The sequence below is a fragment of the Pelosinus sp. IPA-1 genome (assembly GCF_030269905.1).
Taxonomy (GTDB): domain Bacteria; phylum Bacillota; class Negativicutes; order DSM-13327; family DSM-13327; genus Pelosinus.
The window spans coordinates 620,440-646,418 of the sequence record NZ_BSVC01000001.1 but is presented as its reverse complement, the minus strand read 5'-3'; the positions used below and the strand labels follow the sequence as shown (position 1 = coordinate 646,418).

Below are 25,979 nucleotides of genomic sequence, written 5' to 3'. Positions count from 1 at the left end.
ATATTTGAAAATATACCTACCACCATTAAGTATGCATGAAAAAAGGTTATTTTATGCTTAGTCCTTTTCTTGAATTCCAAATATTGCTGCTGGCAATGCTTTAATAAGATCACTGGCCACCATACCGATCATTCCACCTCTAGCAACAATGTCTCCAGCTAATCCATGAAGATACACACCAGCTAATGCGGCCTCGTGGCTCGATAACCCCTGACCAATAAGTCCTGTAATTACCCCAGTTAAAACATCACCAGCACCAGCTGTAGCCATACCAGCGTTACCACTACTATTAATATATACCTCACCATCTGGAAATGCTACAACTGTTCGTGCACCTTTCAAAATAACGATACTTCCCCACTCTGTAGCAGCTTGCCTAGCAATGTAAATCCGATCCTGATTTACTTCTTCTGGTGTTAAACCGACAAGACGCGCCATTTCTCCTGGATGAGGCGTCAGCACAGGCATTGACTTCGCCTCTAATAAAATAGAAGTATGGTCAATTAGTGCATATAGAGCATCTGCATCGAGTACTAAAGGTTTCTCTACATTTTTCACGATTTGGCGCACAAGCTCTAATGTTTCTGTCTGTCTTCCTAGGCCAGGGCCGATAGCCACTACATCATTTTTCAAAGAAAGCGTTACAATTTCATCAAAAGCATCTTCTCCAACAAAGCCATCTCCGGCTTCCGGTAAAGGACTCGTCATAACTTCCGTTAATTTGATTTCCATAATTTCATGCAAACTTTCGGCAATACCTAAGGTCACCATGCCGGCACCAGAACGCAGCGCAGCATCAGAAGCAAGAGCAGCAGCGCCAGTCAAACCTTTAGAACCAGCTACGACTAAGACTTTTCCACAACTCCCCTTATGGACATCTGGTTGCCTCTTCGAAAATATTTCCCGAGCATCTTTACTCGTAATAAGATTTTGCTGAATTTGAGGATCGCTTAATAACAACCTGGGAACTCCAATATCAGCAACACATAACTCCCCAACATAAGAAGCAGCTGGATATAGCAAAAGTCCTTGTTTCGCCAAGGCAAAGGTTATTGTATGACTAGCTTTGACTGCTACACTTTGAATTTGACCAGTATCCGCGTCAACACCTGTTGGCACGTCAATTGCAATCGTCACCTTATTCATTTTATTAATACTTTCCACAACTTGTGTCATATTTTCTCGTAATTGTCCTGCAAAACCTGTACCTAATAATGCATCTACTAAACAATCAGTGAACGTCATCGCTATTTTTACTTTATCCCAATCATGAGAGTTAGTTACCTCTAGTACATCAATTCCCATGTAAGTAATGATCTGCAAATTAGTCAATGCATCTCCTACAACACTGGCTTTACTTCCAATTAAAAAAACCTTAACCTTAGCACCTTGGTTATATAGATGCCGAGCGACAACATAGCCATCGCCTCCATTATTACCAGTACCCGCAAAAACAGAAATCCTTTTATTATGTATACTACCAAGTACATTTTCTATTTGCTTTACTACTTCTACACCAGCATTCTCCATGAGAACAATACCGGGGATACCATATTCTTCAATTGCTGCCTGCTCAATTTTTCGCATTTGGGCAACTGTCACTACTTTCATCTTTATTTACCTCCCCATAAAATAGCTTGTGCGGCGGCATACTCCCGCGCGTGTGTCAATGATATATGAATTGAGTTAACCCCCAAAGCTCTAGCCAAAGCGGCAAATTTACCGCTTAAATTTACATATGGGCACCCTTTGTCATTGAGAAAGATTTCAATATCTTGAAGACTTCCACCTGCTAAACCCGTACCAAAGGCTTTCATTACCGCTTCCTTACCAGCAAATCGAGCTGCATAAGAAGATGCCTTTTGCAAGCCTCGGCTTTCACAATACTCTCGTTCACTTAAAGTAAACACTCTCTCTACAAAGGATTGGCGTATAATAGCAGCTTTAATACGATCAATTTCAATAATATCAATACCAGTACCAATAATCACTAACGTCACTCCAAATTTACTCTTTATTATGCATTGTATCAGTATTGACCGAGTTTTGCCAATACAAGCGGCTAAATTTTAATAGACACAAAAATGAAAGACTCAGCTATCGCTAAGTCCTTCATTTTTACTTACATTTTAAAATTTCTCATAATGAGCACTTCTACGCGTCGATTTTTCGCACGTCCATCAATCGTATCATTGGGCTCAAGTGAACGATATTCGCCATACCCAATCGCACTAAACTTTTCAGGCTGTAATTTACTTTCCTTACCTAGTAGGAACTTCATAAAATTAATTGATCGTTTTGCACTCAATTCCCAGTTAGAAGGAAATTCCCGCGTGTTAATTGGTACGTTATCGGTATGACCTGAGATAACGATTTTTTGCGATAATGGGGCTAATAACTTGCCAATCTCTTCACCCAAACGCAAGGATTCGGGACGCAGATCAGCACTTCCTGAAGTAAACAATGCAGAATCCTTAATACGAATCATCAGACCGTCTTCAGTTAGTAGAGTATTTAGATCACCAGATAAATTATTATCTTGAATATAACGATCCATTTGTTTTTTAATCTCTAAAAGTTGAACAGTTTCTTTTAGATGTGATTGCTCTGTAGTACTATCAAGCGTACTTTGATTCGGCTTAGAAGCATCAACTTCTGGCGTTATAGCCCGATTGTTATCAAAAACAGAGGGGCTGCCACTAAAAGCTGCATTAAAAGAATAAGCCATTTGATCAAATTTCTTTTGGTCTACTTGAGCCGATGCAAATAGCACGATAAACAGTGCAAGCAGCAATGTCAATATATCAGCATAAGGAATGAGCCATGATTCATCCATGTGTTCCTCATGATGAGCATCATGATGTTTTTTCCGTCTGGACATTATGCTTCCTCCGTTTTGGCCTTCATCTGATTTCTCTCTGTTTGGGAAATAAACACAGTAAGTTTTGCTTCAATTGCTGTAGGTGAATCACCAGCTTGCAGGGATAGTATCCCTTCAACCATCATCTTCCTTATTTCAACTTCTTTTTTTGACATCATTTTTAATTTATTTGAGAATGGATGCCAAATAACATATCCGGTAAATATCCCTAGTAAAGTAGCAACAAAGGCAGCTGCAATAGAATGTCCAAGAGCATCGATATCATTCAAATTTCCTAATGCAGCAATCAAACCAACTACCGCACCAAGTACCCCTAACGTTGGAGCATAGGAGCCGGCCTGGGAAAAAATTAACGCTCCTACACGATGTCGCTCTTCCATTCCCTGAATTTCAGCTTCCAATACGTCCCCTACAAAGTCCGGATCAAGACCGTCAATAACCATACTCAAACCAGTTTTAAGGAAAACGTCTGGCACCTCGTCTACACGGCTTTCAAGTGCCAAAATACCTTCACGTCTTGCTGTTTGGGATAATTCCACAAACATTTTCAGCATATCAACCTTTGACATAAACTCCGGCTTCTTAAATAGCATTTTAATTAGCGTCGGAAATTTTTGAAGAATTTCCATAGGAAAAGCATTTAACAAACAAGCAGCTGTACCAGCGAGAATAATCAAAAAAGCCGCTGGATTAATTAACACCGCCAAATTTGCCCCTTTAAGTACCATCCCAACGCCAACAGCCACGAAACCAACTACAACACCTAATACTGTCGATAATTCCAAAATTACAGCCCCCTAAAATTCTATTCACAGGTATAACCTATGAATAATATATATAATTATCTAAATTAATCCAAAAACCACTATACATATTTCTTCATTTTTCTGCATATTCCTGCAAAGATGTAGTCTATTTTTTTCTTTGTCGATAACCATATTCGGTTGATACCTGTCTACCAATCCCTTGAATTTTGCCTGTAATACAACCTCTACAATGTTTTGGTGTATCATTAATGCAAATCTTACCAGGATATAGCATATACATTTCTCGATACTCACCTTCTGTAACGTTTGGCATAACAACATTGGCACCACTTTGCAATGCAATCATACGACCATTTTTATTTAGAGTTTCCATAGCTGTAGTCGCTGGTATATTCGCATCGGGCAACAACAATCGAGTAATAGCCATCACTTTAATACTAAGGGTAAAACTGCCACCTACCTCCTGCGCTAATGGTGTATCTTCATTAGGGATAAAGGGACCTAGTCCAATCATATCGGCATCCAAGGACTTAAAAAATAAAATATCCCCAGCCAATGATTCCATCGTTTGATTCGGAAGTCCTACCAAACATCCAGTTCCTACTTCATACCCAAGATTTTTTATATCAACCAAACACCGCATTCTATTGGTAAGACTCATGCCTGGATGTAAGCTTTCATAAACTTTTTCATCCGTAGTTTCGATCCTAAGCAAATACCGATCAGCACCGGCTTCTCTGTATTTTTGGTATTCCTCTTTACTTTTCTCACCAAGGCTTAATGTAATAGCCAATCCCAATGCCTTTATACTGCGAATAATATGTTCCATCTCAGTTACAGTGTAGGATTGACTCTCACCCGATTGCAGAACAACCGTCTTATAATCATAATCTTTTGCTTTTTTAGCAAGTTCAATAATGACGTTAGGCAGTAACTTATATCGCTTAACTTTAGCATTATCCCTTCTTAGTCCACAATAGCAGCAGTTCTGTTGACAGATATTTGAAAACTCGATTAAACCACGCAAGTGTACTTGATCTCCCACGAATTGACTGCGCACCCTATCAGCTGCCATAAATAATTCTTGGTCACACTCATCATAATTAAGTAATTCTACGATTTCTTCTTTGGTTAAAGAATGAGTGCTTTCCGCTTTTTTGATTATATCCAGTACTTTTGACACACAGCTATCCTCCTACTACCAATACTTACAGACTATTAGTGTATCATTTCTTCATTTTCACTAGTAATCCTTCATTCTATCTAAATAGTCGGCTAGATTTTGACAAAGTGTGCTATTTTTCCTGCCACTTGCTGATATAGTCAAATCAATTACTTCTAATATAAAATATTATTTAAATAAATGCATCTACCTAAAGATATAGATTGATAGAAATACGCTCTCACTCCTATTATTTTAATAACCACCAACTTATACTATTTCCAGGAAATAATGGGGCATTTTTTTATAAGACATTCTCGTAACGCAAAATAAGTAACTTTTTGTCTTACTCTTCATTGACAATGAGATTTGAGACTGCTAGAATAAATTCACATGTTACTACATTCTCGTATATTTTTGGGGATATGGCCCAAAAGTTTCTACAGGCAACCATGAATTGCCTTCTACGGGTGAAAATGCATCTAGGGTTCCACACTATCGAGACAATCAGTCTTATGTTTAAATAGTGGTTGTGAACAGTGATGCAAGTGTTAATACACTATATCGAAGGGTAAAAGCCCTGACGAGGAATTTTCGCTCATCTTTTAAGGCGAATTTCCCTGTCAGGGCTTTGTTAATTATTTACTATACTGTTCCCACAAATAAAGGAGGCTATATGGATTTACTAAAACAAAGGATTCAGTCCGATGGCTTAGTTCTAAATGATTCTTTGCTAAAAGTTGATTCCTTTTTAAATCATCAAATTGATCCTGAACTTATGATGAAAATCGGAGAAGAATTTGCTCGCCGCTTTGAAGGAGAGTCAATTACCAAAATCTTAACTATTGAGTCATCAGGAATCGCAATATCAGTTATGGCAGGGCTGGTACTTAAAGTACCCGTTGTTTTCGCACGCAAAAAGAAATCGGTTACTGTTAATGATAACTTATACTCCACAAAGGTTTATTCTTTTACAAAAAATGAAAGCAATGACATTATTGTCTCAAAGCAATTTTTGCAAAAAGAGGACAAGGTCCTGATTATTGATGATTTTTTAGCTAACGGCGAAGCTGCTGCAGGTTTGGCTAATATTGTTAAACAAGCAAATGCTACGGTTGTAGGGATAGGAATTGTAATTGAAAAGTCATTCCAACCTGGAGCCCAAAAATTAGCGCAAGCTGGTTACCGAGTGGAATCACTCGCAAGAATTGGTTCCTTTTCACAAGGACAAGCTAATTTCTTATCAGATGACTAAGTTCCTTTTATAGTTGTTCCTCCCCTTCCATAAATAGAACACCATATCCCCCCTTGGGATAAGAAAAATCAATGTTATTGCAAATCAGACGGCAACCGCCACACTCAATACACTGTTTATACAGTATGAGTAGCGGTTGTTTTTTTTCTTTATTTTCTCTAAATACACCCGATGGACAGAAAGTAAGGCATTGTTTATTATGGCAATTTTGACAAATCGCCTCGTCTATAACAATCACATGTTGCCAATCCTCATCGATTTGATAATGAAGAAACTTTAGCCGATCATCAATTTTATTCATCCTTTTACTACCTTCAATATTTTCCATATATCACTAGCCATTTTAAGAATAGGCTGGATACTGGTTATTTTCTTAAAAATAAATTTACGTTTCGCTTTTTTGGGCATCGAATATACTTTTGCTACATGATAGGCTGTATCATTCGCTATCTTGGTATATAAGTCGAATAAATAAGGTAATTCACGTTGAAGACTGGCAATTTTGGCATTCGCTTTTAGATCCTGCATAACGAAACTTTCGTCTAACAAGGTACGATATAACGATAATTTTTTTACTGAAAAATCCCTGTTTTTTTTACTTTCATAAACTGCTCGGGAAGCGAAGAATCCCGACCACATTGCCAAATTTATGCCATGGGTGCCATTAACTAGGGATGCGGCATCGCCAATTACCAGTAAACCTGGATGAACTAGTTTCGGGATGGCATGATACCCACCTTCTGGAATTACCGAGCCCCCATATTCGATTGTCTTGCCACCAATCAATAGAGTTTGGATAAAAGGGTGCATTTTTACGCGGTCTAAGAGTTCATGGGGACGAATGCCTGATATGGCAAAATCAGAAATTGCCAATCCAACATTAATATTAATACTATCTTTGAAAGTATGTATTGAACCAGTGCCATTAAAACCAGCCGTAGGATAACCGATCAACCCAATCAAGCTACCATAACCAGGAGACAGATTAAACCGCTCTTCAATGACCTGGGCTGGGAGGGCAATGGTTTCTTTTACATACAATGCTAAGTTTTCGGGTGATACTCTAGGAATAAGTCCAGAGCGTTCACCGACCAAAGAATTGGCTCCGTCAGCTAAAATAATAACATTCGCAAAGAATCTAGATTTTTGTGGTAATGATACTTCAACGCCAATCGCTTGAGTACCGTCAAATATTACTTCTGCAACATGATGATTAAAATACACAAACGCCCCAACGGCTTTAGCTTTATCAACAAGCCATTGATAAAGACTTCTGCGTTTTACTGTAAAATGATTATAAGGAGCGGCAGCTAGTTTCATGCTTTGAAAAGAAGATGACAGTAACGAATCCTCTGTCATAAACCAATAACCTTGTTGGATTACAATACGTTCGCAGTGACATTCTTCCCAGAAGTTAGGGAATAATTTGTGAGTATGTTCGGCAATCAGTGAAGTACCACCACAGCTTTTAGACCCCGGAAAAGGTCCTCGCTCTAAAAGCAAAACATCCAGTCCTTCTTTTGCCATAAAATAAGCAGCGCTAGCTCCTGCGGGACCCGCGCCAACCACAATAACGTCATATTTTTTCACGTTACTGCTCTCATTATGCAGATTACCTTGCTTTCCGATTTTGCGTGGTTTCTTCGCCTTATACCAATCTGTTAACATACAAATCACCCTTACAGTAGTATTGCATATCCTTATTATTGCTATTCTTGAAGGATATGTGGGTTATTTTCCCACGTTCACATAAATTCAGGCAATCTTGGAAAAGCTAGACAGTATAGTGACACTGAGGAGAATGACTCATTATGCTTTCAAGACGAGAATTTATTCGTTTATGTATGTCGACGGCTGTGGGAATGAGCCTAACAGAGTACCTAATTCCTATCATGCATAATGCCATTGCGCAAAGTAAAACCAACAAGGCACCTGTAATTTGGCTGGAACTTGGCTCTTGCACGGGAAATTCTGTATCACTAGAAAATGCCGTGAACCCCACCTTAGAACAATTACTGTCAGAAATACTAGATGTTCGCTATCATTGGTTATTAAATGTTGCCAATGGTGAAGATGCCACCAAAGCTTTAGAAGAAACGTTAGAAAAGGAAGCCGGAAAGTTTTGGCTTGTCGTAGAAGGATCTGTAATGACAGCTGATAACGGCCGCTATAATGAAGTCTTTCTCAGAAATGGCAAAATGGTGACAGGTCTAGAAGCAATAATGGATATTGCGGCAAAAGCAAAATATGTGATTTCTGTTGGTGATTGTGCTGCCTTCGGTGGCCCTTCCGCAGCTCATCCTAACCCTGCTGGCGCGAAAGGTGTATGGGAAGTAGTAAATAGGCGAGTGATCAATATCCCTGGATGCCCTGCTCATCCTGATTGGATGACGGGAACTTTTAGTCATCTTTTGTTTTATGGCGTACCCGAATTGGATAGTTATAATCGTCCCCTTATGTTCTTTGGCAAAACGATTCACGATTTATGCCAAAGACGTCAGCAATTTGAGGATGGAATATTTGCTGATTTTCCTGGTGGCGAGGGTTGTTTGTTTCGGGTAGGCTGTAAAGGTCCTGTTACTCATGCCGATTGCCCTCTACGCCAGTGGAATCATTATGTTAATTGGCCTGTCAAAGCTGGCGCTCCCTGCATTGGCTGCGCCAGTCCTAATTTTCCAGATGGAATGATGCCTTTTTATAACCACTTACCAGACATTCAAACTCCTTTCACGGCATTAAATGTAAAGAAGATCGGCGCAGCGATGGTAGCTCTAGGTACAGGCGGCGTTGCCACACATTTTGCGGTTGGAATATACAAAAAACGAATACATAAGCATTATGTTGATGGTACCAAACCTCTCGAAGTCTCGGAACCTGAGACACTAGAGCAAGCGAAAAAAGAATTAGAAGAGCTAACAAAACAAAAAAACGCCTTACTTGCTAAAACAAGAAAGTTAGAGGCGAATCATCCTGTACGACACCGCAAGTGGTGGCGACGTAAGTTGGCTGAAATCCTTCAAGGCAAAGATAAAAATGAGGACTGAAAAGGTATGACAAAAAAAGTAATTTTCCCTATGACAAGGGTACACGAACCCCTTAGAGTGGATGTTGATATTCAAAATGGTAAAGTAGTGGATGCCACAGTTGGGGCTACTTTGTTTCGTGGATTTGAAATAATGATGATTGGACGCGATCCACGTGATGCGGCGCTTCTAACACAACGTATCTGCGGAATTTGTTCCAGCGCACATGCTGTAACTGCTACATTTGCCATGCAGCAGGCCTTTGGATTATCACCGACATTAAATGGTCAGCACATCATCAATTTAATTTTTGCAGCAGATATTATACAAAATCAGATCCGTCATTTTTACGTTCTGGCCATTTATGATTATTTGAAAGGTCCAAACATGCCTCCCTATACGCCTCGACTTGAAGGTGACTATCGCTTACCCAAAAAGCTGACTGACGAATTAATGGCTCATACAAAAGAAGGTATGCTCAAGGCGATGCGTGCCCATGAAATGTTGGCGATTTTTGGTGCCAAAATTCCAATGCAGCAAACAATTCTTGTTACTGGAGTCACTGAGCAAGCATCCGCTGATCGCATCAGTGCGTACCTAGGTATTTTACAGGAACTAACGGACTGGGTTGAAAACGTCTATCTCTATGATGTGGCCGTCTTAGCCGATTATTATAAAGATTACTATACTATCGGCAGTACTAAAGGTAATATGATCTCCTACGGCATGTTTCCCCAACCGATAACTGGCAAACGGGAATTTCCTTCGGGTGTTATTTTTGAAAAAGGTAAGGTACAGCCCCTTGATACCAGTAAAATTGGTGAAGACATAAAACATAGTTGGTACCAGGATGACCAAGAAACACGTAATCCTATAGAAGGAAAAACAGTACCCGATCGAAATAAAGCAGAAGCTTATTCTTGGATAAAATCTCCTCGCTATGAGGGTTATGCTTTTGAAGGAGGTCCGCTTGCCAGGGCTTGGATTAGTGGCGAATATCAACGGGGCACAGGCGTTATGGATCGAATCATCACACGTGCCCGCGAAACACTTAAAATATGCCGCATGGCGCAAGATTGGATTAGCCAGCTTGTCCCTGGTGGCCCTACTCTTTCAAAATATGCGGTGCCAATGCAGGGTGAAGGTGCTGGATTAACAGATGCAATGCGTGGACCTTTAGGCCACTGGATCAAAATAAAGGATAGTAAAATTGTACATTATCAAATTGTTACACCAACCGCTTGGACCTTTTCCCCTCGCGATAATCAAGGAAAACGGGGCCCCGTCGAAGAAAGCCTGCTAGATACACCTGTCGCCAATACAGAAGATCTAATAGAAATTGGTCGGGTAATCCGCTCCTTTGACCCTTGCTTTACCTGCGCCGTCCATATGATAGATGCCCCAGAACATAAACCGCCTATGACTCTCTAGCCTAACATTAAATACTTGGATCTTCCTTTTCTTTTTTGATTATCTCGGGTTTTATATCTTTGTTAATATATCCAGTAAACATAGCCTGTAAATTGGCTGGACTTTCTGTAAATACAAGATATAAATGTAGGGGAATCGACATAGCAAAAAAGATTCCTACGTAAAAATGCAAAATTCGAATGATGTTTAACCCACCTAACATTCGCTGAAACCATTGAGAATTTTCGGGGAATAATAAGATGATGCCTGTAATAGCAGCAATTATTATTGTTAAAAACCAAAAGGAAAACAATAACTTCTGTCCTGGATTATAACGACCAAAGTTAGGGTGATCTGGCTTAATAAAGAAAACATAACGTAGAAAACTGGGTATATTTACCCAGTCACGAAGTGTAAATATAACATCAGTGATTTTTCTCGTGTATAAATAATAATACAAATGCCCCATTAGATTCACGATTAAGACGGCACTAAAAAGGGTATGAAGTTTTCGATTGACTCGCATTGGCAGTAGTACCATGTCCCAAGCTCTGTTTATATATAATCCAGTAAATAATAGTACCATAATACAAATAAACAATACCCAATGAAAAATCCGTATTGGCAGTGGATGTAAAAGTAACTTCATAAAGCATCTCCTTAAAAGCACATTCCCTTACTATAGAAAGTATAGTCCAGAAGTTTTTTAAAACTTCTGGACTAAAGGACTACTATATATTTTGATGACTGTTACCATTTTTTTCTGCTTCTTCTATCATTGCCTGCTCACCGCGTTTTATAGCCTCACGTACCATAGATCCGACTTCACCGGTAGTGACATCGCTCCAATCTCCGTCTTCCACTTTCTCACCGAAGCCAAGATCATGGGCTAATTTATCTTTGTATTCTTGGGACATTACTCCCTTACCCATATAATCACCTCCAGTAATTATTTTGGAAGCCTATTTATAGTATTGACAATTACATCAAAAGCCATTCAGTTAAAAAGGTTATTTCAGTTACTTCACACCAATGTGATGTAACTAAATAACCTTTTCTAAAGTCTCTGGCTAATAAACGCCCAATGTTTATAAAATAAAACTAATTAATAAGCCAAAAGGACCACTCGGGTCCTTTTGGCAATTTGAACAACCTTATATCCAATAATAAAGTCCTACAACCTCTAAATTTTTCGGGCTTATCTCGTCCATAGATCTTAAACAATTCGCTAAACCGCATCGTTTTTACGATGAGTAAGTCTCGAATAATCAAAAAGGTCCACTTGGTTCCAATCACGTCAAGTGTTTTGGCAATGGGGCAAGGTTCACCCGGTATCCCTTTTGTTAACACGACTGTCTCAATTTCCTCCATCAAGATAGCTTCAAAAAAAAATGTCTATAAAGCTAAATATATCGCATTAATATACTCAGGGAAACTATATGAATTAAATAACACTACTTCCATAAATGAATTATCGACATGTATAATATCAATAAATCTACTTTTTCATCCCTATCACTTGGGAGGTGATTAAAATGACTGCAAAAAAAAGCCGAGACAGCCCACTACTGCTTTCTTGCTTACTCTGATCAGTTGATCCCAGGATCAGCGAAAAATTTGTTTTTAGCCTTGACTGAACAACCATAGAGCGAATCTAGCAAATAATATACCGGAGGAGAAAATTATGAATTTACAAAAAAGAGTCGTCAGACCAATCGCATGTTTTGCTATTATCTGCGGGGTAATGCTATCAGTGTTAACATGTAACATAACAAAGACATTTGCTTCAGAAAATAAGACTGCCGCAATCCTTACAAACGAAATCCAACTGCTACAAGATCTTCCTCAACCAAATTCGATGACAATTGATCCTTCATTAGATCCAGAAGAAGCTACAGCAATGGTTCAAGCCGCACAACGCTTCTATGCATTCTGGAATACTGGCAATGAGGCTCTTATTCCAAAAACAATTGTCCCCACCTTCATTGATAACACGTTACCGATAGGTCGGCCCCAAGGTCCTGAAGGCTTGTTATTCGCGTCTCGTAACTTTCGTAAAGCGGTTCCTGACTTGCAATGTAAGATAGAAGATTTAATAGTAGTTGGAGATAAAGTAACAGCTCGTCTTTTATTTACTGGAACACATGAGGGCGAGTTTCTCGGAAAAAAGCCTACTGGAAAGCCAATTAAATTCATGGCAATTGATGTTTTACGTATTAATGCTGGGAAAATTATTGAGGATTGGCACTTAGAAGACAATTTAACTTTAATGCAACAACTCGGAGTAGTAGCAGAAAATTAACTATCATATATCAAGCCGATAAAGCTGAAAAATTATACTAATTATCAACGGTCATCAGAAGTATAATTTATTCTGGCCCTTACCCTCTTTGTATAATCACTTTTATCATTTCACCAATATTCCTTTGGCTGAGATGCCGGAATTGGATCTGTCAACAGAACTGCCTTATCCCTTCAGTGGCACAGAGGATACCCTTAGTTTACGATTTGACTAAGGGTATCCTCTGTTACTAATTTCTACATATTAAAATATTTCAAATTCCTGCTGATAAGTGTCCGACCAAAAATCTGTAATCAATAAAAGGTTTATTTGAAAAATTAGCCAAACTCAGAATGCAAAGCATAAAAAAAAGATCAAGCAGTAACTACCTACGAGTTAATAATCGCTATCTCTAAATATAAAATCCTGCCAATTCACAATATGAATTAGCAGGATTTTACGAAATGCCACACATATTTATTTAGCGTTTTGATGAACTTCACCATTAGTTTTTGCTTCTTCCACTATCGCTTGTTCACCACGTCTAATAGCTTCACGTACCATAGATCCAACTTCACCGGTAGTGACATCGCTCCAATTTCCATCTTCCACTTTCTCACCGAAGCCAAGATCATAGGCTAATTTATCTTTGTATTCTTGCGACATTACGCCTTTACCCATACTATTCACCTCCAGTAGATTTTTGAGGATCTAACTATATTATCTACTGTTAGCTTGAAAGCTATTCATTTCAAAAAGGTCTACCAAATCATAACGCAAGTATTGCCCCTAAAAGTACCCTAGCTTTTTTTATGGCTGCCATAAATAATATGATATGTAGCAGGTATTTGCCCAAACTGCTCAAATGCATTTTTATAAAATTCCATCATCGATAACATAAGCCGTCGATGAATTAATATATTATTCCCGTTAGAAGAATTGTTAGCTCCTATTTTTTTTACTGACGTCAAAAAATCCCGGACTCCTTTGAACTTTTCTGTTATAGTTTCCTCCTCTAGTTGAACTGAAAGCCCTAGACCACAAGTAATATCAGCTAATTTTTTCATAGAAATAAACTCAGGGCCATGGTGCACCTTTGTAATTTCTAAAGATTTATGGGCTGCTTGAAAAGACTGATTTAATTCATAAAAGGTTTTTTCGCCAAAAGTAGCATAGATAAGACACCCTCCAGGTAATAAATGACGCTCCATTTGCGTAAAAGCCTGCTGATAATCATTAAACCACTGAAATGCAGCATTAGAAACAATCAAATCAAACTTCTCAGACAACTTTAGGTTTTCTCCATCTTCCAGAACATAACTTACATTCTCATATTGTGATAAGTTTTTATTAGCCACTGCTAACATTTCTGGCGAAATATCGCTAGCGGTAATTTTCGACATAGGATACATTTGTGCTAACAACGCTGTCAAAAATCCTGTTCCGCAGCCAATTTCCAAGATATTCTGAAATACTCCGGCTTCTTTAACCAATTCCACTAGAGAATATCCCATATTTTTTTGTACAACTGCATATTCATCATAAGCTTGAGACCTTCTGCCAAAATGACAACTTACCTGGGTTTTGTTAATCATAATATCCCCTCCAGTACTAGATCTTTTACATACTTTTCTTGCGTTACAAAGGGAACATGCCCTGTGCCATGCAGCAATCTTAACTCGGCCTGCGGCAAATGCTGCAATAAGTATTGAGCAGCACTAGGAGGGCAAATCTTATCTTCCATACCATGAATAATGAGGCAGGGAATATTAACTTTCGCCAGCTCCTGTCGTAAATCTTGTTCCATTAAATAAGAAAGCCCAGCTTGCAAGCTACTAACATTAATGTTAGAAAAATGAGGTGCTATGTGAGTAATAAATTTTTGTTGCCATTCTTTTTCCCTTGGAGAAAACATTAATTTATAAAATTCTATTTGCGCTTCCCATGAACTACGAGCGAGCTTGCGGCTTAAGTTTTTTACTACACTTCCTGGTAATCCCTCCTCATAACTTTGGCACAAAGTAAAGCGCGGTGTAGTGGATAGAAGAATCAACCTGTCAATTTTCGCGGTATACTCAGCCGCCAATTGTAACGATAACATCCCTCCTAAAGACCATCCCACTAGTGTGATTTTTTTCTCTTCCTGCTTGCATATCTCCAAAAAAGTATTTGTTAAGTGTTGATAATTTGGATAGTTCTCACAATCATAAATATGTTTTTTCTCCCCCACAAGACTTTGTGGCCAAATGGCTTTATTAGTTGCCCAACCATGAATAAAAAGGACTGACATCTAGACGCTCCTTTATAATGGTATTGTTAACCTAAAATATATTAACGTTAACAATACCATTATAGTAATAACTGGAAAAATAATCAAGTTATGATTTCACTGGCTTCTAACATCCTAATCTCTTTAAAATCATAGAGAAGCTACTCTCCCATGTCTGGCAAATAGGCATACGTCACTATAGCAAAAAGAAGAATCCATCCCTACTAGGAATGAATTCTTCCTTTTTGATGCTATTAATCGCGTTTCCCAAGTTCTTTATCAATATAAAGAAGAGAGCCGCCTTTATCGCCAACAAATTTCAATCTTTCTAATACTGCAGAAGCATTCGCTTCTTCTTCCACTTGTTCTGTTATAAACCATTGTAAGAAGATTTGTGCAGCATAGTCTTTTTCTTCTAAGGCTACTTCATATAACTTGTTAATCAATTTACTAATGTGTATTTCATGAGCCAATACCTTTTCAAACAACTCTACAGGAGTGCCAAAACCACTTGCTGGAGCTTCAATTGCTTGTAGCTTAACACTGCCGCCTCGCTCTAATAAATAATCAATCAGTTTAAAGGCATGACCGTTTTCTTCTTGGTATTGTAACTTAAGCCAGTGAGCAAATCCCTTAAGATTTTTCTCTTCACTTTCTACAGACATTGCTAAATAAAGATGCGCTGAGCTCATTTCAGCTTGGATTTGATTATTAATTGCATCTTGAAGTTTTTTACCAATCATTTTATATTCCCCTTTCATTAGAACCACTTATCATTTTTATTAACTTAATTTTAGCATATTTTTCTATTGTTATCAATATGTTTTTATTGTTACATAATAATAATTATTAATATTAATTATTATGTAATAATTTCGTACGAAAAATTTCCACATCTGTAATGGGGGGCTGACATGCAACACCTTTACAAAGATAGGCCGTAGCTCTCCCCTCAGTACCTTTATAATTACTAGTATTTTGCGAATATATATCATAAAAGCGTACTGTTGCTGTAGGCAAAAAGACATGATTCATTGCCTGTAACATCGCCTTCGTATCAGGCAAATCCTTGTCACCTACAATGACAACTTTTATTTTTTCAGCCAAATAATAGTCGACAGCCATCATAAAATAAGTATAACCTGCTGCATAGCGACTAACTTCTCCAGCAAAGCTATCCAATAGTTTTTCTGCCATTTTCCTTACATCTTCGTTCTCTGTAATGTCAGCTAATTTTTGCAACGCCAAAGCCGCTACAGAATTGCCTGAAGGAATAGCTCCGTCATAAATCTCCTTGGGTCTTGTAATTAGCTCTTCTCCATCCACACCATAAAAGAAAAATCCGCCTTTTTTTTCATCCCCAAATAAAGCCTTCATATCGTCAGCTATCTTAATTGCTCGCTGCAGATAAGTATCCTTATAGGTCGTTTGATACGTTTCAAGAAGTGCCAGCAACAAAAATGCATAGTCATCAAGATAAGCTAAGTGAGCAGAGTCTCCATCACGATAACGAGCCAGCAAACGTCCATCCGCGCGTACAAGATTGTCAAAGATGAATTCAATTGCCCTTTCTGCTACCATAGAATAATTATCTCGCTCTAAAATCCGAGATGCTTTCGCAAAAGAAGCAATCATTAATGCATTCCAAGCTGTAAGAATCTTATCGTCTTTATAAGGGTGAATACGTTTTTCCCTTACCTGATAGATTTTTTCCCGCCCTCGCTGTAATAAGTCTGCCAATTCTGTTACCGTTTTATTTACAGAACTAGCAAAAGCCTCAAAATCTCTTCCAATAACATGTAAAATACTTGTCCCATGCTCAAAATTCCCCTGAGAGGAAATCTCATAAAAATCCGCAAAAATAGTCCCTGCTTCTTCTCCTACTATATTCATTATCTCTTTTCTAGTGAAAACGTAGAACTTACCTTCCACTCCTTCAGAATCAGCATCTTCTGCTGAGAAAAAACCGCCTTTCTCATTCATCATGTCTCGCATGACATAAGTCAGGATTTCCTCAACAATTCTAGCAAATTCTTGATTACCAGTACATTGATACGCCTCAAGATAGCTATCGCACAATAATGCATTATCGTATAACATCTTTTCAAAATGAGGTACTAACCACTTTTGATCTGTAGAGTATCTAGCAAAACCATATCCTAAATGATCGTAGATTCCGCCTTGCCACATCGATAGGAGAGTTTTCTCTACCATGCTAAGAGCCTTATCTTTCTTAAAATGCCGCCAATACCTAAGTAAAAAATTCATTTTATGGGGTGTCGGAAATTTGGGTGCAGTGCCAAAACCCCCATATTTAGGATCAAAGCTATTCTCTAATTCCAGATAAGCTTGTTCCAGTAAATCCGTGCCAATCTGTCCTTTTTCATTTGGTTGGTTAGGGCGTTGAAGGATATTTACAATTTGATTACTAGCTTCGAGGATCTCTTCTCGGTTCTCTTGCCACTTTTTATGCACTACGGTTAAGAGTTCGAGTAAACCCATCCTGCCCATCTTGCGATGTTTAGGGAAATATGTCCCAGCAAAAAAAGGTTTTTTATCAGGGTCCATAATGATCGTTAAAGGCCAGCCCCCTTGTCCCGTAAGTGCCTGACACACTGACATATAAATTCCATCCACATCTGGACGTTCTTCTCTATCCACTTTTATAGAAACAAAATGATCATTTAATACATCAGCTACTTCCTGATCTTCAAAACATTCCCGCTCCATGACATGGCACCAATGGCAGCTCGAATATCCAACACTTAGGAAAATTGTCTTATTTTCCCTAGAGGCTTTTTCAAATGCTTCTTGGCCCCAGGGATACCAATCTACTGGGTTATAGGCATGTTGCAGGAGATATGGACTTTTTTCATTTATCAATCGATTTGCTTTTTTGTCCACAATAATACCCCCTATTTTCTGTTCTATTACGCGGCATAACACATGCTCCTAATTAGTATATACAAAAAAAGTATCAGCAATTATGCTAATACTTTCATTCGTCATACCGACCAATTCCCCAGAGTTATTCCTGCCTTTCTTATTTTGGCATCCCATTTTCAAATACATCAATTAACACATCGACAAAAGAGACGATATTATCTTCAGGCCCATTTAACAGTCGTTTATGCACTTTGTTGATTGGGAAAGCACATTGACTTTTACCGACTTTCAAGATATGAGGAGTTTTTTCCTCAAATTTTTCTTCGTTGGACCATATATAGTCTGGCCCTAACTCTCGCCTCATTACTTCCCCGATGTAGGCTCCCCATATCAACGCCATCGACCAGACTTGTTCTTCCGATGGTTTCTCATCTGCTGCACAGTTCTGCAAATCCTGGAAATAATACTCTAATATTTCTTCAACTACCTTGATACTTTCTCTGCTAAAATCCAGTTTTTCATTAAACTTTTGTGCATATCTCACCGCAGTATTTGCAAGACTGCTCATCTGCTCTTGTATCTCCAAATCTTTATACCACCTTTCCTAACCTAATTAATACAATATAAATTACCGCAAAATACAATTAAAACGTCCATCTATGATGTCCTGGCAAGCACTCGTCACAAAGTAAATCACCGTTAAATATACCACCATTGCACAAGCCTTTAACTGCGTCTGGTTTATCGCTGTCAGTAGTCCATTGCCCACACTTCGAACACTTGCCACTCAGCAGGGGACGGTACTAAATTGTCACTGTTCTATATTAGAAAGGCTGCAAAAGGTACCGTCCCCACTGACAACTCTTTATTGAATACAATAAAATCGTTCCCATATATTTCCTAACAAAAAACCGAAGCAACAGAGCCATTCCAGCTCTTCCTCACAAATATTTTTTATAACCTTTAGCAATATCAGCTGAATAACCTAAAGTCTCGTAGAATTGGTGTGCTTCTTTTCGTTTGATTAGAGACATTAACATTATGAAGTAACAGCTTTTCTCACGAGCTTGCACTTCAATATATTCTACTAACTTTTTACCAATACCTAACCGTCTACAATTCTCCCTTACTATTAGATTTTCTAATACCATAAATGGACGACACTCCCCAACTGTATCAAAACAGGTAATACCCATTACTGAACCAAGCAATTCCCCACTTTCGCTTTCTGCTCCCACCAAAATATAATCAGGATTGCTGATGAGTTTAGTCAATACTACTTCTAACTTGACTAAATTTGTTTTGGAGTTAAACAATTCGTCGCATAGAATAGCATAACGTTCAATATCTGAAATAGTAATAGGTTTTATCGTTATCATATTACTTTCCTTTCAAATCTGTCTTAAGAGTAATCTGCCGCAATATTCATTCTCTAATTTAGAGCATTCGCTACATTCCATATTTATCCTGCAAATACAAAAACCAGCACTTTTTATGCTGGTTTTACCTCATAAATTACAATTTAAATTAGTTCCACGAGGAGACGTGGCACCAATGACAGGCGCTATATCCACTACTCAAGAACACGGGCTTATCTTCGCGTTTAGCTATCTCAAATGCTTCATCATCCCAAGTGTACCAATCCACTGGGTTGTAGGCATGTTGGAGCAAATACGGACTCTTTTCTTTTATCAGCCTGTTGGGCTTTTTGTCCACGAAATCACCCCTTTATGTCAGTTACACTACATGGCATGTTTACATTTAGTATGTACAAAAAAAGCATCAGCATTACGCTAATACTTTTTTACCTATAATCAAGCATTAATAACCTCTTCATACATTTGTATATTTATTTTAGCTTCAATTCAATATTGTCATGGCTTTGAATTATCTTGATGATTATTTCAAATAATGTTTCGCCCTTTTTCTGTTTCGCATCTTCTAACAAATAACTTACATTGTTCACATTTGTCGGATGACATCTCGTTAACATTCTTTCGTAATGTTTAATAGTTGCATCATATCCGAAATTAACTCTACTTTTTGTTGCGTTTTCCCATATAATAACGATTGCTTCTCCATATTCGTGTACGCCAAACCCTCCGCGCAACAAGTCATTAAAAGCATCTAAATTATGTCCAGTCCTCCACGTCAGTCCTTTTGTAAGCACCTTATCCACTTCATCGTAGAATCCATCAATATCATTATATCTATTTCCATCTATTATTATTTTCTTCTTATTCATAGCTCTCCCCAATTAATAGCGAACAGCCTGTCCGCCCACTCATTCCGCTTATGTACAGCTAAACAAATCTATATATGCTCTTCATACGAAAATGATTCGACTATAAGATTGTTATCATTTAAGGCTGGTAGCAATTTGACTAAATACCAGTTTACATCTGTAATATCACTATCAATTATCACTCTTCTATTTATAGTTAAACTAACAGATATTTCACCATTTTTCATTAAAAGGACATCCCCTCCAATGCCACTGTCTTTCCATGTCATAGCGACACCAATTTGCTCGTCTCTTTTTTCTTTCTCATTTAATAACACCATCAGCGATTCTACGCTAATATTCTCAGTCTTCCAATCAAATTTATCTTCATCACCAATCGGTAAATAGGTCATATTTCCACAATCCTTAAAAGTCCATCCGAAATCCAACAGGCTTTGGATTAATGCCACTTTTGATATGGTCTGACTGTCCCGAAAAGCTAATTTAATATCTATAGATGCTGAAATAGACATCAGAACCATCCTCCCCTCATTACTAATTTTCTCTCAATAATAGCACAAGGCAAAGAAGTAATCATCATTCTACCACACTCAATCTACCATTTATTCCCTGGGTTTTATTACTTTGTTGATTTCAATATCAGTTTTATCTTATTCTCAATATTATCCCAATAATCTGTCTTATATGAAATTGATGATGCAAACTCACTTGAAAAAATATATTTTATGGACGATTGATACACACTCTTTAATTCATTATGATTTTTTAATAGTAATTTCTTATCAATATGTATATTGTCACGAGACCAATTTGAAAGCACTTCTTCTACTCTTTCATCCATAGAATTCCAGAATAACTCAAATGATTGTTTTACTTCATCAATAAAGATACTATAATTCATGACATATTCGCCTTTTAGTTCTTTCCACATCGCAATTCCTTCTTGGTCTTTATAATCACAATACCAACGGATATAAACTTTGCCATCACTTGCAAAAAAATAAATATCAGGCGCACCAACTAAATATCCTGAATCTAGTCTTCTACTATGAACCCAATCACGAGCGGGTGCATAGATTTCATCATACTGCTCATCTTCTTCATTCCATACATTATTTATCCATAAATACAGGGATTTCCTAAACACATCAAACTTCTCCATATTATCAATGTATGAAAAGACATTAAATGGAATAGGAACTATTACCTTATCAAGTATTGAAAAAAAGTCATCATAAATTCGGGCAAACTGGTAATTGACATATGGGAACGTCGCATCCATTTTGTATTTTTTAATAAAATCATCACTGTATCGCAATAATTCATTTTGTCCAAATGAAATCCAATAATGTGAATCTGTCAGCCCAAACCAGTGCAGAAAATATCCTGACTCAGTATTACCCCAAGGCGTAATATTTTCAATTTCTTTAATGCGGTGTCTAATAATTGACATGCTCTGCACTCCTTTGCAATACCATTTTAGGGGTATATCATACGACCCTATTATAATATTTAATCTTGCATCGGATTTATCCTTTAAATAAAAAAATTCAGCACATATTCGTGCTGAGTTATCTTGTCTCTTATATTAATATGGGCTTTGTAAAAAATTAAGAAATCTAAAATTCGATGATAATATGATATGCCATTATATTAGTTGTAATGTAATGACTCTTTTGAAGCATCACTTAATTTTTGGGAGACATTCTGTTACTATTTTACATTAATGAACGATAAGTAATTACATTTGATTCATAATAGACTAGATAAGTACAAACAAATTAGTTCCATGAGGCGACACGCCATCAATGGCAGCATGAATATCCACTACTGAAGAACACTGGCTTATCTTCTCGCCTTGCTTTTTCAAAGGCTTCATCGCACCAAGGATACCACTCTACTGGATTATAAGCATGTTGGAGCAAATACGGACTCTTTTCATTTATTAATTTATTGGTCTTTTTGTCCACGAAATCACCCCTTTAAATCAGTTCCATTACATGGCACGCTCCTAGTTAGTATGCACAAAAAAAGTATCAGCATTACGCTAATACTTTTTCTATTCTTCACTGCTCACTTTGAGAGTATGCGATTCAAACCATTAAATATCTTGAACCACCAAACTGTCCGCATACCCCAATATGGTTCACTCAAACACATATTATACTTATTCTAATCATGCAGTTTAAGTCCTTTTGCCAGCTTGCTAACATGATTTTTCTTGCCTATCATACCAATACCTACAAGATTTAAGTCATCAGTTTTATACTCAGCGACCTTGGTACGATTGTCCTCGTCGTTAAAAGTCTTAAAAAGTTCTTCAGTGTAGATATTTATATTTACTTCTTTAGTAAGAGCCTTTTTCAATACCTCTTTCATCTCTTCTCCACTGGCAGAATAAACAACAATTGGCTGTTGTGACATCGGAAGATAGGTTGCCCCATCAGCATCAACATAAGATTCACCAATAATATTTTGAGTGGCTCCAATTCCACTCATTAAAAATGCTGTAACATTTAGTTTTTGCCATGTTAAAAGGTCATCTCTAAGTATAACTACAAGCTTAGTATCAAATTCCATTTTAAACCTCTTCCTCAATTTAAATGTGATATATATTCAAATGCTGTTATTCCATATATTCTTTTAAAATGCTTATTTAAATGGGATAAATCAACAAAACCACACTCTGCTATAGCCGCATAAATATCTTTGTTTTTTTCCAGTAACTGCTTTGCACGATTTACCTTGCAAAATATAAAATATTGATATGGTGAAATTCCAATATTGGTATTAAATAATCTGATAAACTGAAACTTTGACATGGCAAGTTCTTTGCAAATTTCATCAAGACTCAGTACATTTTCTAATTTAGAATAAATCATTTCCTTTGCTTTTTTAATTAGTTTATTATCGTTTTTGTACGTTGTACAAATATTAGTTGGATTAAAGTTATCTACAAGGGATAGGAGCAATTCACTACACAAGGATTCACCTTTTCCACTTAGAATTGCACTTGAAAGATTTAAGATACTATTCCTAAGAGCTTGATTATAGACAATTGGGGATGCAAAACGAACCACATCTTTCTTCCCAAGCATCTCCAAAAACAGTTTTGGCTCAATATATAGCATAACATAATCAAGACCCGTACTATCATGCGCCCTGCCGTCATGTATCTGTTCAGGATTAAAGAGCATAACCCCATTCTCATATGATGAATGTAAACTGCCACCTAAATTGTACTGTTGAATGCCACGTAGAGTTACACCTAATGCGTATTCCTCATGGCAATGCTTTTTATATGCGAAATCAGTAAAACTAGCTGATAGCACAGTAATATCCGATGATTTTTTATATATGAATTTTTCCATATCACCATCTCCTAATAATCTCAACTAGTCCCGAACCTATTATAGCAGAATAGATTAGAAAGAGTGACATACTTACATTAACTAGCTTTTTATACTTCAGCAGGAGTTCCTTGAAAATCGCCCCGAAAAGTACCCAAGTGACAAATGCTAAAAAGCCAACCGCGGTAATAATTGCAACAAAAATTGCTAATGTATAGGGTTCACTGTAGTATGGCATAACAAAACTTGGGATTACCGTCATTGTAAACAACACCACCTTGGGATTTACAAACTGCATAATAAAACCTGACCTATAGGTAGCAACTTGTTCTACATTTGTTCCTGATGCATCAATATTATATATCTGATAAGCCAAATACAGAATATAAAGGCTTCCGCTTATCTGCATTATAATCAAAATTTGAGGGATTACGACCACAAGCACGGTATTTAATATAGCGGAAATGGCAAGTAAGGCACCAAAGGCAATTGTAGCTCCATATGTGTATTCCATAGCTTTTTTCATTCCAAACCCCTGTACCGTTGACAATATAACAATATTGGTAGGTCCAGGGGTAAATGTTATAATAACGCAGTATATTAAGAAAGATGTAATGTCCATGATATAAGCTCCTCTAATGTTATTATCATGAATCATATATCAAAAAAATAAGTGCGTATAGTATATTATTGCAGGCTGCAAATATAAAAACCAGCACATAAATTGCTGGCTATATCTACTATAGTTTTTTATATTTAGTTCCATGAGGCGACATGGCACCAATGGCATGTAAATTAAAGTAACATCCTTACATTATTTTAAGCATAACTAGGAATAGCCTACGGACAAAAATACAGGCCGATTCTCACGCTGTGCTTTCTGAAACGCTTCTGCCCCCCATGGATACCGGTCTACTGGATTATTGGCATGTTGAAGTAAGTATGGGGACTTCTCGTGAATTAAACGATTAGGTTTGTTAGTATTTTGACTGTTTATATCGTGATTTTTAGTTTTTGGATCGTAGTAGGTTTTATTTTCCACGAATAACGCCTCCCTGATAATATATACTTCTCCTTATTATTCCAATAATTTGTAGAAACCTCAGACTAGATTAACCAAGAACGGTTGTCTGATATCAATGAATGGGAAGTTCATTTAAGATCGCATCAATAAATTGTTCTATCGTCTCTTTTTGCATTGTCGACTGAAAAAAGTTCACGGCTAAGGTCATAGTGTTCTCATAGGTACTAGCCACCATCCCAAAATCAGGTGAAAATGCTGCTGGTCCTACTATATAACATTCGGCAACTTCTAATAGCCCAAACTTCATTGTTTCCTTCGCAATAATTCCAACGTTTGAAAAAGTCGGAATACACAATTGGTTCATAGAAGTCTGTTTTCGGCGCTGCTGAAAACGAATACTGCCATCCTTAAAACTTAATTTTGCATGAGCCATTTCCAATAAATATGCGCTTTTTATTCCCGAATTATTACTCTTTAATTTCCTGGTTTCTATCACTAACTTTGATAATGTTGCTTCAAATGATTCAGTCGAATCATTACTAATCATAACAGGCAGCATTGCCGAAAGATTACAAATCGCTTCTGTTTTATGATCAATTAAATATCTTCGCAAATCCATAGTTATATATACGGATATAGTTTTATTTTCTATCTTCGCCATTTTAGGAAGAGCCCTATTAAAGGCAGTTAAAAGAACATCGTTAACCGTGGCATCATTTTTTCGGGCGTAGTCAGCAATTTTATCAACTGGGTACAATTTTTTCAGTATAAATGCTTGTTCTTTATTCTCACCTGGATTGCAAGGAAATGCTACCGTAGGGCGACTAGGATTAACCCCAGTTTTTGCTATTTCACCAACTATGTTAGCAGCATTAGGAATACGTAAAATCTGATCCTGACCACGACTATAAGACGATCTGAATTGAACAACATACTGCTGCCCTTTGAATAGTAAATCATAAATAGATATTAATAGATTCAGGTACTGCTTGAGTCCTCCCGCATCTGAACATGCATGATTAATTTTCACACAAATTATATCTGATTCGGCCCTTAGTACTCTCACTTTTAGCTGACAATCGCTGACAAACTCATAACGAGCGCCAATAAATTTTTGCAATTCTACATCAACTGAATCGGTTTCAATAACAGAGCACAATTCAATCTCGTCAAGATCGTCACGTAGTTCCCAAACAGGGTTATTGTCATTTTCTATAAGGCGACACCCTAGAATTGGCTCAACATCTAAGGATAAACGAACGGCTTGTTTCAGCATTGTCTCATTAATCCTTCCTTTAAGCCTTAAAACACAACTGATCTGACTGTTTGCAAGGTGTTTACCAATGAGATAATTAATGGCATCTTGTGCGACAACTGGAAAACACATAGGGATTTTTTTCATAATAGATTCCTCCAAATAATTAAT

31 protein-coding genes and 1 riboswitch are annotated in these 25,979 nt (G+C 37.4%); of the genes, 4 read left to right on the top strand and 27 right to left on the bottom strand.

The genetic code is table 11. The features are described 5' to 3' along the window. Nucleotides 1-57 precede the first annotated feature (57 nt). The 5 genes from QSJ81_RS02940 to hydE all read right to left on the bottom strand — a co-directional run bounded on the left by QSJ81_RS02940 (nucleotide 58) and on the right by hydE (nucleotide 4,831). Complete coding sequence (locus tag QSJ81_RS02940) at nucleotides 58-1,611, bottom strand: NAD(P)H-hydrate dehydratase (protein ID WP_285715916.1); 1,554 nt, start codon at nucleotides 1,609-1,611, stop codon at nucleotides 58-60. A gap of 2 nt (nucleotides 1,612-1,613) precedes the next feature. Next, nucleotides 1,614-1,991 (bottom strand): holo-ACP synthase, encoded by a 378-nt coding sequence (gene acpS, locus QSJ81_RS02935; RefSeq protein WP_285716061.1) that lies wholly within the window; start codon nucleotides 1,989-1,991, stop codon nucleotides 1,614-1,616. A gap of 131 nt (nucleotides 1,992-2,122) precedes the next feature. Next, the gene (motB, locus tag QSJ81_RS02930) at nucleotides 2,123-2,881 is read right to left on the bottom strand and encodes a flagellar motor protein MotB (RefSeq protein WP_285715915.1); all 759 of its coding nucleotides are present in this window, start codon (nucleotides 2,879-2,881) and stop codon (nucleotides 2,123-2,125) included. Next, nucleotides 2,881-3,666 carry a flagellar motor stator protein MotA gene (motA, locus tag QSJ81_RS02925; RefSeq protein ID WP_038669214.1) on the bottom strand — a complete coding sequence of 262 codons (786 nt, stop codon included), beginning with the start codon at nucleotides 3,664-3,666 and terminating at the stop codon, nucleotides 2,881-2,883. The genes motB and motA overlap by 1 nt, the downstream gene beginning before the upstream one ends. A gap of 127 nt (nucleotides 3,667-3,793) precedes the next feature. After that, on the bottom strand, nucleotides 3,794-4,831 hold the full coding sequence (hydE, locus tag QSJ81_RS02920) for a [FeFe] hydrogenase H-cluster radical SAM maturase HydE (protein ID WP_285715914.1): 1,038 nt from the start codon (nucleotides 4,829-4,831) through the stop codon (nucleotides 3,794-3,796). A 366-nt stretch (nucleotides 4,832-5,197) separates the two neighbouring features. Beyond that, nucleotides 5,198-5,297: riboswitch (purine riboswitch) on the top strand. 189 nt (nucleotides 5,298-5,486) lie between these two features. On the opposite strand from hydE, the gene QSJ81_RS02915 reads away from it, so the two are divergent. Then, entirely contained in the window at nucleotides 5,487-6,065 is a 579-nt protein-coding gene (locus QSJ81_RS02915) for a xanthine phosphoribosyltransferase (RefSeq protein WP_285715913.1), read from the top strand. Between the two features lie 7 nt (nucleotides 6,066-6,072). Here QSJ81_RS02915 and QSJ81_RS02910 read toward each other — a convergent pair whose 3' ends face one another. Together QSJ81_RS02910 and QSJ81_RS02905 are read right to left on the bottom strand one after the other, a co-directional pair. Then, nucleotides 6,073-6,366, bottom strand: coding sequence for a ferredoxin family protein (locus QSJ81_RS02910; RefSeq protein WP_285715912.1), 294 nt, complete (start codon nucleotides 6,364-6,366; stop codon nucleotides 6,073-6,075). Next, the gene (locus QSJ81_RS02905) at nucleotides 6,363-7,733 is read right to left on the bottom strand and encodes an FAD-dependent oxidoreductase (RefSeq protein WP_285715911.1); all 1,371 of its coding nucleotides are present in this window, start codon (nucleotides 7,731-7,733) and stop codon (nucleotides 6,363-6,365) included. The genes QSJ81_RS02910 and QSJ81_RS02905 overlap by 4 nt, the downstream gene beginning before the upstream one ends. A gap of 143 nt (nucleotides 7,734-7,876) precedes the next feature. On the opposite strand from QSJ81_RS02905, the gene QSJ81_RS02900 reads away from it, so the two are divergent. Further along, a complete protein-coding gene (locus QSJ81_RS02900; RefSeq protein ID WP_285715910.1) occupies nucleotides 7,877-9,109 on the top strand; it encodes a hydrogenase small subunit in 1,233 nt (410 codons plus the stop codon). 6 nt (nucleotides 9,110-9,115) lie between these two features. Further along, nucleotides 9,116-10,519, top strand: a complete 1,404-nt coding sequence (locus QSJ81_RS02895) for a nickel-dependent hydrogenase large subunit (RefSeq protein ID WP_285715909.1) — start codon at nucleotides 9,116-9,118, stop codon at nucleotides 10,517-10,519. A gap of 7 nt (nucleotides 10,520-10,526) precedes the next feature. Here the strand turns inward: QSJ81_RS02895 and QSJ81_RS02890 are convergent, their stop codons facing one another. The 3 genes from QSJ81_RS02890 to QSJ81_RS02880 form a co-directional block, all read right to left on the bottom strand. After that, a complete protein-coding gene (locus QSJ81_RS02890) occupies nucleotides 10,527-11,147 on the bottom strand; it encodes a cytochrome b/b6 domain-containing protein (RefSeq protein ID WP_285715908.1) in 621 nt (206 codons plus the stop codon). Nucleotides 11,148-11,229: 82 nt separating this feature from the next. Beyond that, complete coding sequence (locus tag QSJ81_RS02885) at nucleotides 11,230-11,430, bottom strand: small, acid-soluble spore protein, alpha/beta type (protein ID WP_285715907.1); 201 nt, start codon at nucleotides 11,428-11,430, stop codon at nucleotides 11,230-11,232. 169 nt (nucleotides 11,431-11,599) lie between these two features. Further along, nucleotides 11,600-11,869 (bottom strand): winged helix-turn-helix transcriptional regulator, encoded by a 270-nt coding sequence (locus QSJ81_RS02880; protein WP_285715906.1) that lies wholly within the window; start codon nucleotides 11,867-11,869, stop codon nucleotides 11,600-11,602. Between the two features lie 382 nt (nucleotides 11,870-12,251). On the opposite strand from QSJ81_RS02880, the gene QSJ81_RS02875 reads away from it, so the two are divergent. Beyond that, entirely contained in the window at nucleotides 12,252-12,800 is a 549-nt protein-coding gene (locus tag QSJ81_RS02875; protein WP_285715905.1) for an ester cyclase, read from the top strand. A 456-nt stretch (nucleotides 12,801-13,256) separates the two neighbouring features. On the opposite strand, the gene QSJ81_RS02870 is transcribed toward QSJ81_RS02875, so the two are convergent. The 17 genes from QSJ81_RS02870 to QSJ81_RS02790 all read right to left on the bottom strand — a co-directional run bounded on the left by QSJ81_RS02870 (nucleotide 13,257) and on the right by QSJ81_RS02790 (nucleotide 25,955). Beyond that, nucleotides 13,257-13,460: a small, acid-soluble spore protein, alpha/beta type gene (locus tag QSJ81_RS02870; RefSeq protein ID WP_285715904.1), complete on the bottom strand. Its 204-nt coding sequence runs from the start codon at nucleotides 13,458-13,460 to the stop codon at nucleotides 13,257-13,259. Between the two features lie 119 nt (nucleotides 13,461-13,579). Beyond that, nucleotides 13,580-14,374 carry a malonyl-ACP O-methyltransferase BioC gene (gene bioC / locus QSJ81_RS02865; protein WP_285715903.1) on the bottom strand — a complete coding sequence of 265 codons (795 nt, stop codon included), beginning with the start codon at nucleotides 14,372-14,374 and terminating at the stop codon, nucleotides 13,580-13,582. Further along, nucleotides 14,371-15,069 carry an alpha/beta fold hydrolase gene (locus QSJ81_RS02860; protein WP_285715902.1) on the bottom strand — a complete coding sequence of 233 codons (699 nt, stop codon included), beginning with the start codon at nucleotides 15,067-15,069 and terminating at the stop codon, nucleotides 14,371-14,373. The genes bioC and QSJ81_RS02860 overlap by 4 nt, the downstream gene beginning before the upstream one ends. A 233-nt stretch (nucleotides 15,070-15,302) precedes the next feature. Continuing rightward, on the bottom strand, nucleotides 15,303-15,791 hold the full coding sequence (locus QSJ81_RS02855) for a ferritin (protein WP_285715901.1): 489 nt from the start codon (nucleotides 15,789-15,791) through the stop codon (nucleotides 15,303-15,305). Between the two features lie 112 nt (nucleotides 15,792-15,903). Further along, the gene (locus tag QSJ81_RS02850) at nucleotides 15,904-17,952 is read right to left on the bottom strand and encodes a thioredoxin domain-containing protein (protein ID WP_285715900.1); all 2,049 of its coding nucleotides are present in this window, start codon (nucleotides 17,950-17,952) and stop codon (nucleotides 15,904-15,906) included. Nucleotides 17,953-18,091: 139 nt separating this feature from the next. Next, nucleotides 18,092-18,520, bottom strand: a complete 429-nt coding sequence (locus QSJ81_RS02845; RefSeq protein ID WP_285715899.1) for a hypothetical protein — start codon at nucleotides 18,518-18,520, stop codon at nucleotides 18,092-18,094. A 355-nt stretch (nucleotides 18,521-18,875) separates the two neighbouring features. Continuing rightward, the gene (locus tag QSJ81_RS02840) at nucleotides 18,876-19,313 is read right to left on the bottom strand and encodes a GNAT family N-acetyltransferase (protein ID WP_285715898.1); all 438 of its coding nucleotides are present in this window, start codon (nucleotides 19,311-19,313) and stop codon (nucleotides 18,876-18,878) included. Nucleotides 19,314-19,461: 148 nt separating this feature from the next. Then, nucleotides 19,462-19,650 (bottom strand): DUF255 domain-containing protein, encoded by a 189-nt coding sequence (locus QSJ81_RS02835; protein WP_285715897.1) that lies wholly within the window; start codon nucleotides 19,648-19,650, stop codon nucleotides 19,462-19,464. Between the two features lie 133 nt (nucleotides 19,651-19,783). Further along, nucleotides 19,784-20,179, bottom strand: a complete 396-nt coding sequence (locus QSJ81_RS02830) for a barstar family protein (RefSeq protein ID WP_285715896.1) — start codon at nucleotides 20,177-20,179, stop codon at nucleotides 19,784-19,786. 68 nt (nucleotides 20,180-20,247) lie between these two features. Continuing rightward, nucleotides 20,248-20,691: a hypothetical protein gene (locus QSJ81_RS02825; RefSeq protein WP_285715895.1), complete on the bottom strand. Its 444-nt coding sequence runs from the start codon at nucleotides 20,689-20,691 to the stop codon at nucleotides 20,248-20,250. Between the two features lie 107 nt (nucleotides 20,692-20,798). After that, nucleotides 20,799-21,632, bottom strand: coding sequence for a DUF5984 family protein (locus QSJ81_RS02820; protein WP_285715894.1), 834 nt, complete (start codon nucleotides 21,630-21,632; stop codon nucleotides 20,799-20,801). Nucleotides 21,633-21,984: 352 nt separating this feature from the next. Beyond that, complete coding sequence (locus tag QSJ81_RS02815; RefSeq protein ID WP_285715893.1) at nucleotides 21,985-22,149, bottom strand: DUF255 domain-containing protein; 165 nt, start codon at nucleotides 22,147-22,149, stop codon at nucleotides 21,985-21,987. 202 nt (nucleotides 22,150-22,351) lie between these two features. Further along, the gene (locus QSJ81_RS02810) at nucleotides 22,352-22,759 is read right to left on the bottom strand and encodes a DUF2000 family protein (protein ID WP_285715892.1); all 408 of its coding nucleotides are present in this window, start codon (nucleotides 22,757-22,759) and stop codon (nucleotides 22,352-22,354) included. A gap of 14 nt (nucleotides 22,760-22,773) precedes the next feature. Continuing rightward, the gene (locus QSJ81_RS02805) at nucleotides 22,774-23,550 is read right to left on the bottom strand and encodes an AraC family transcriptional regulator (protein ID WP_285715891.1); all 777 of its coding nucleotides are present in this window, start codon (nucleotides 23,548-23,550) and stop codon (nucleotides 22,774-22,776) included. Between the two features lies 1 nt (nucleotide 23,551). Then, on the bottom strand, nucleotides 23,552-24,151 hold the full coding sequence (locus QSJ81_RS02800) for a LysE family translocator (protein WP_285715890.1): 600 nt from the start codon (nucleotides 24,149-24,151) through the stop codon (nucleotides 23,552-23,554). A 207-nt stretch (nucleotides 24,152-24,358) separates the two neighbouring features. Then, nucleotides 24,359-24,571 carry a DUF255 domain-containing protein gene (locus QSJ81_RS02795; RefSeq protein WP_285715889.1) on the bottom strand — a complete coding sequence of 71 codons (213 nt, stop codon included), beginning with the start codon at nucleotides 24,569-24,571 and terminating at the stop codon, nucleotides 24,359-24,361. A 94-nt stretch (nucleotides 24,572-24,665) separates the two neighbouring features. Further along, nucleotides 24,666-25,955: a hypothetical protein gene (locus QSJ81_RS02790; protein WP_285715888.1), complete on the bottom strand. Its 1,290-nt coding sequence runs from the start codon at nucleotides 25,953-25,955 to the stop codon at nucleotides 24,666-24,668. Nucleotides 25,956-25,979: the final 24 nt, after the last annotated feature.

What these genes read in the sequence shown, in the direction of transcription:
- QSJ81_RS02820 (WP_285715894.1), bottom strand. Translation starts at nt 21,632, where the DNA reads ATGTCAATTATTAGACACCGCATTAAAGAAATTGAAAATATTACGCCT.
- QSJ81_RS02895 (WP_285715909.1), top strand. Translation starts at nt 9,116, where the DNA reads ATGACAAAAAAAGTAATTTTCCCTATGACAAGGGTACACGAACCCCTT.
- QSJ81_RS02885 (WP_285715907.1), bottom strand. Translation starts at nt 11,430, where the DNA reads ATGGGTAAGGGAGTAATGTCCCAAGAATACAAAGATAAATTAGCCCAT.
- QSJ81_RS02870 (WP_285715904.1), bottom strand. Translation starts at nt 13,460, where the DNA reads ATGGGTAAAGGCGTAATGTCGCAAGAATACAAAGATAAATTAGCCTAT.
- QSJ81_RS02940 (WP_285715916.1), bottom strand. Translation starts at nt 1,611, where the DNA reads ATGAAAGTAGTGACAGTTGCCCAAATGCGAAAAATTGAGCAGGCAGCA.
- QSJ81_RS02790 (WP_285715888.1), bottom strand. Translation starts at nt 25,955, where the DNA reads ATGAAAAAAATCCCTATGTGTTTTCCAGTTGTCGCACAAGATGCCATT.
- QSJ81_RS02880 (WP_285715906.1), bottom strand. Translation starts at nt 11,869, where the DNA reads ATGGAGGAAATTGAGACAGTCGTGTTAACAAAAGGGATACCGGGTGAA.
- QSJ81_RS02830 (WP_285715896.1), bottom strand. Translation starts at nt 20,179, where the DNA reads ATGAATAAGAAGAAAATAATAATAGATGGAAATAGATATAATGATATT.
- QSJ81_RS02855 (WP_285715901.1), bottom strand. Translation starts at nt 15,791, where the DNA reads ATGATTGGTAAAAAACTTCAAGATGCAATTAATAATCAAATCCAAGCT.
- QSJ81_RS02840 (WP_285715898.1), bottom strand. Translation starts at nt 19,313, where the DNA reads ATGATAACGATAAAACCTATTACTATTTCAGATATTGAACGTTATGCT.
- QSJ81_RS02805 (WP_285715891.1), bottom strand. Translation starts at nt 23,550, where the DNA reads ATGGAAAAATTCATATATAAAAAATCATCGGATATTACTGTGCTATCA.
- QSJ81_RS02910 (WP_285715912.1), bottom strand. Translation starts at nt 6,366, where the DNA reads ATGAATAAAATTGATGATCGGCTAAAGTTTCTTCATTATCAAATCGAT.
- motB (WP_285715915.1), bottom strand. Translation starts at nt 2,881, where the DNA reads ATGTCCAGACGGAAAAAACATCATGATGCTCATCATGAGGAACACATG.
- QSJ81_RS02905 (WP_285715911.1), bottom strand. Translation starts at nt 7,733, where the DNA reads ATGTTAACAGATTGGTATAAGGCGAAGAAACCACGCAAAATCGGAAAG.
- QSJ81_RS02890 (WP_285715908.1), bottom strand. Translation starts at nt 11,147, where the DNA reads ATGAAGTTACTTTTACATCCACTGCCAATACGGATTTTTCATTGGGTA.
- QSJ81_RS02860 (WP_285715902.1), bottom strand. Translation starts at nt 15,069, where the DNA reads ATGTCAGTCCTTTTTATTCATGGTTGGGCAACTAATAAAGCCATTTGG.
- QSJ81_RS02900 (WP_285715910.1), top strand. Translation starts at nt 7,877, where the DNA reads ATGCTTTCAAGACGAGAATTTATTCGTTTATGTATGTCGACGGCTGTG.
- bioC (WP_285715903.1), bottom strand. Translation starts at nt 14,374, where the DNA reads ATGATTAACAAAACCCAGGTAAGTTGTCATTTTGGCAGAAGGTCTCAA.
- QSJ81_RS02825 (WP_285715895.1), bottom strand. Translation starts at nt 20,691, where the DNA reads ATGTCTATTTCAGCATCTATAGATATTAAATTAGCTTTTCGGGACAGT.
- QSJ81_RS02915 (WP_285715913.1), top strand. Translation starts at nt 5,487, where the DNA reads ATGGATTTACTAAAACAAAGGATTCAGTCCGATGGCTTAGTTCTAAAT.
- QSJ81_RS02800 (WP_285715890.1), bottom strand. Translation starts at nt 24,151, where the DNA reads ATGGACATTACATCTTTCTTAATATACTGCGTTATTATAACATTTACC.
- QSJ81_RS02810 (WP_285715892.1), bottom strand. Translation starts at nt 22,759, where the DNA reads ATGGAATTTGATACTAAGCTTGTAGTTATACTTAGAGATGACCTTTTA.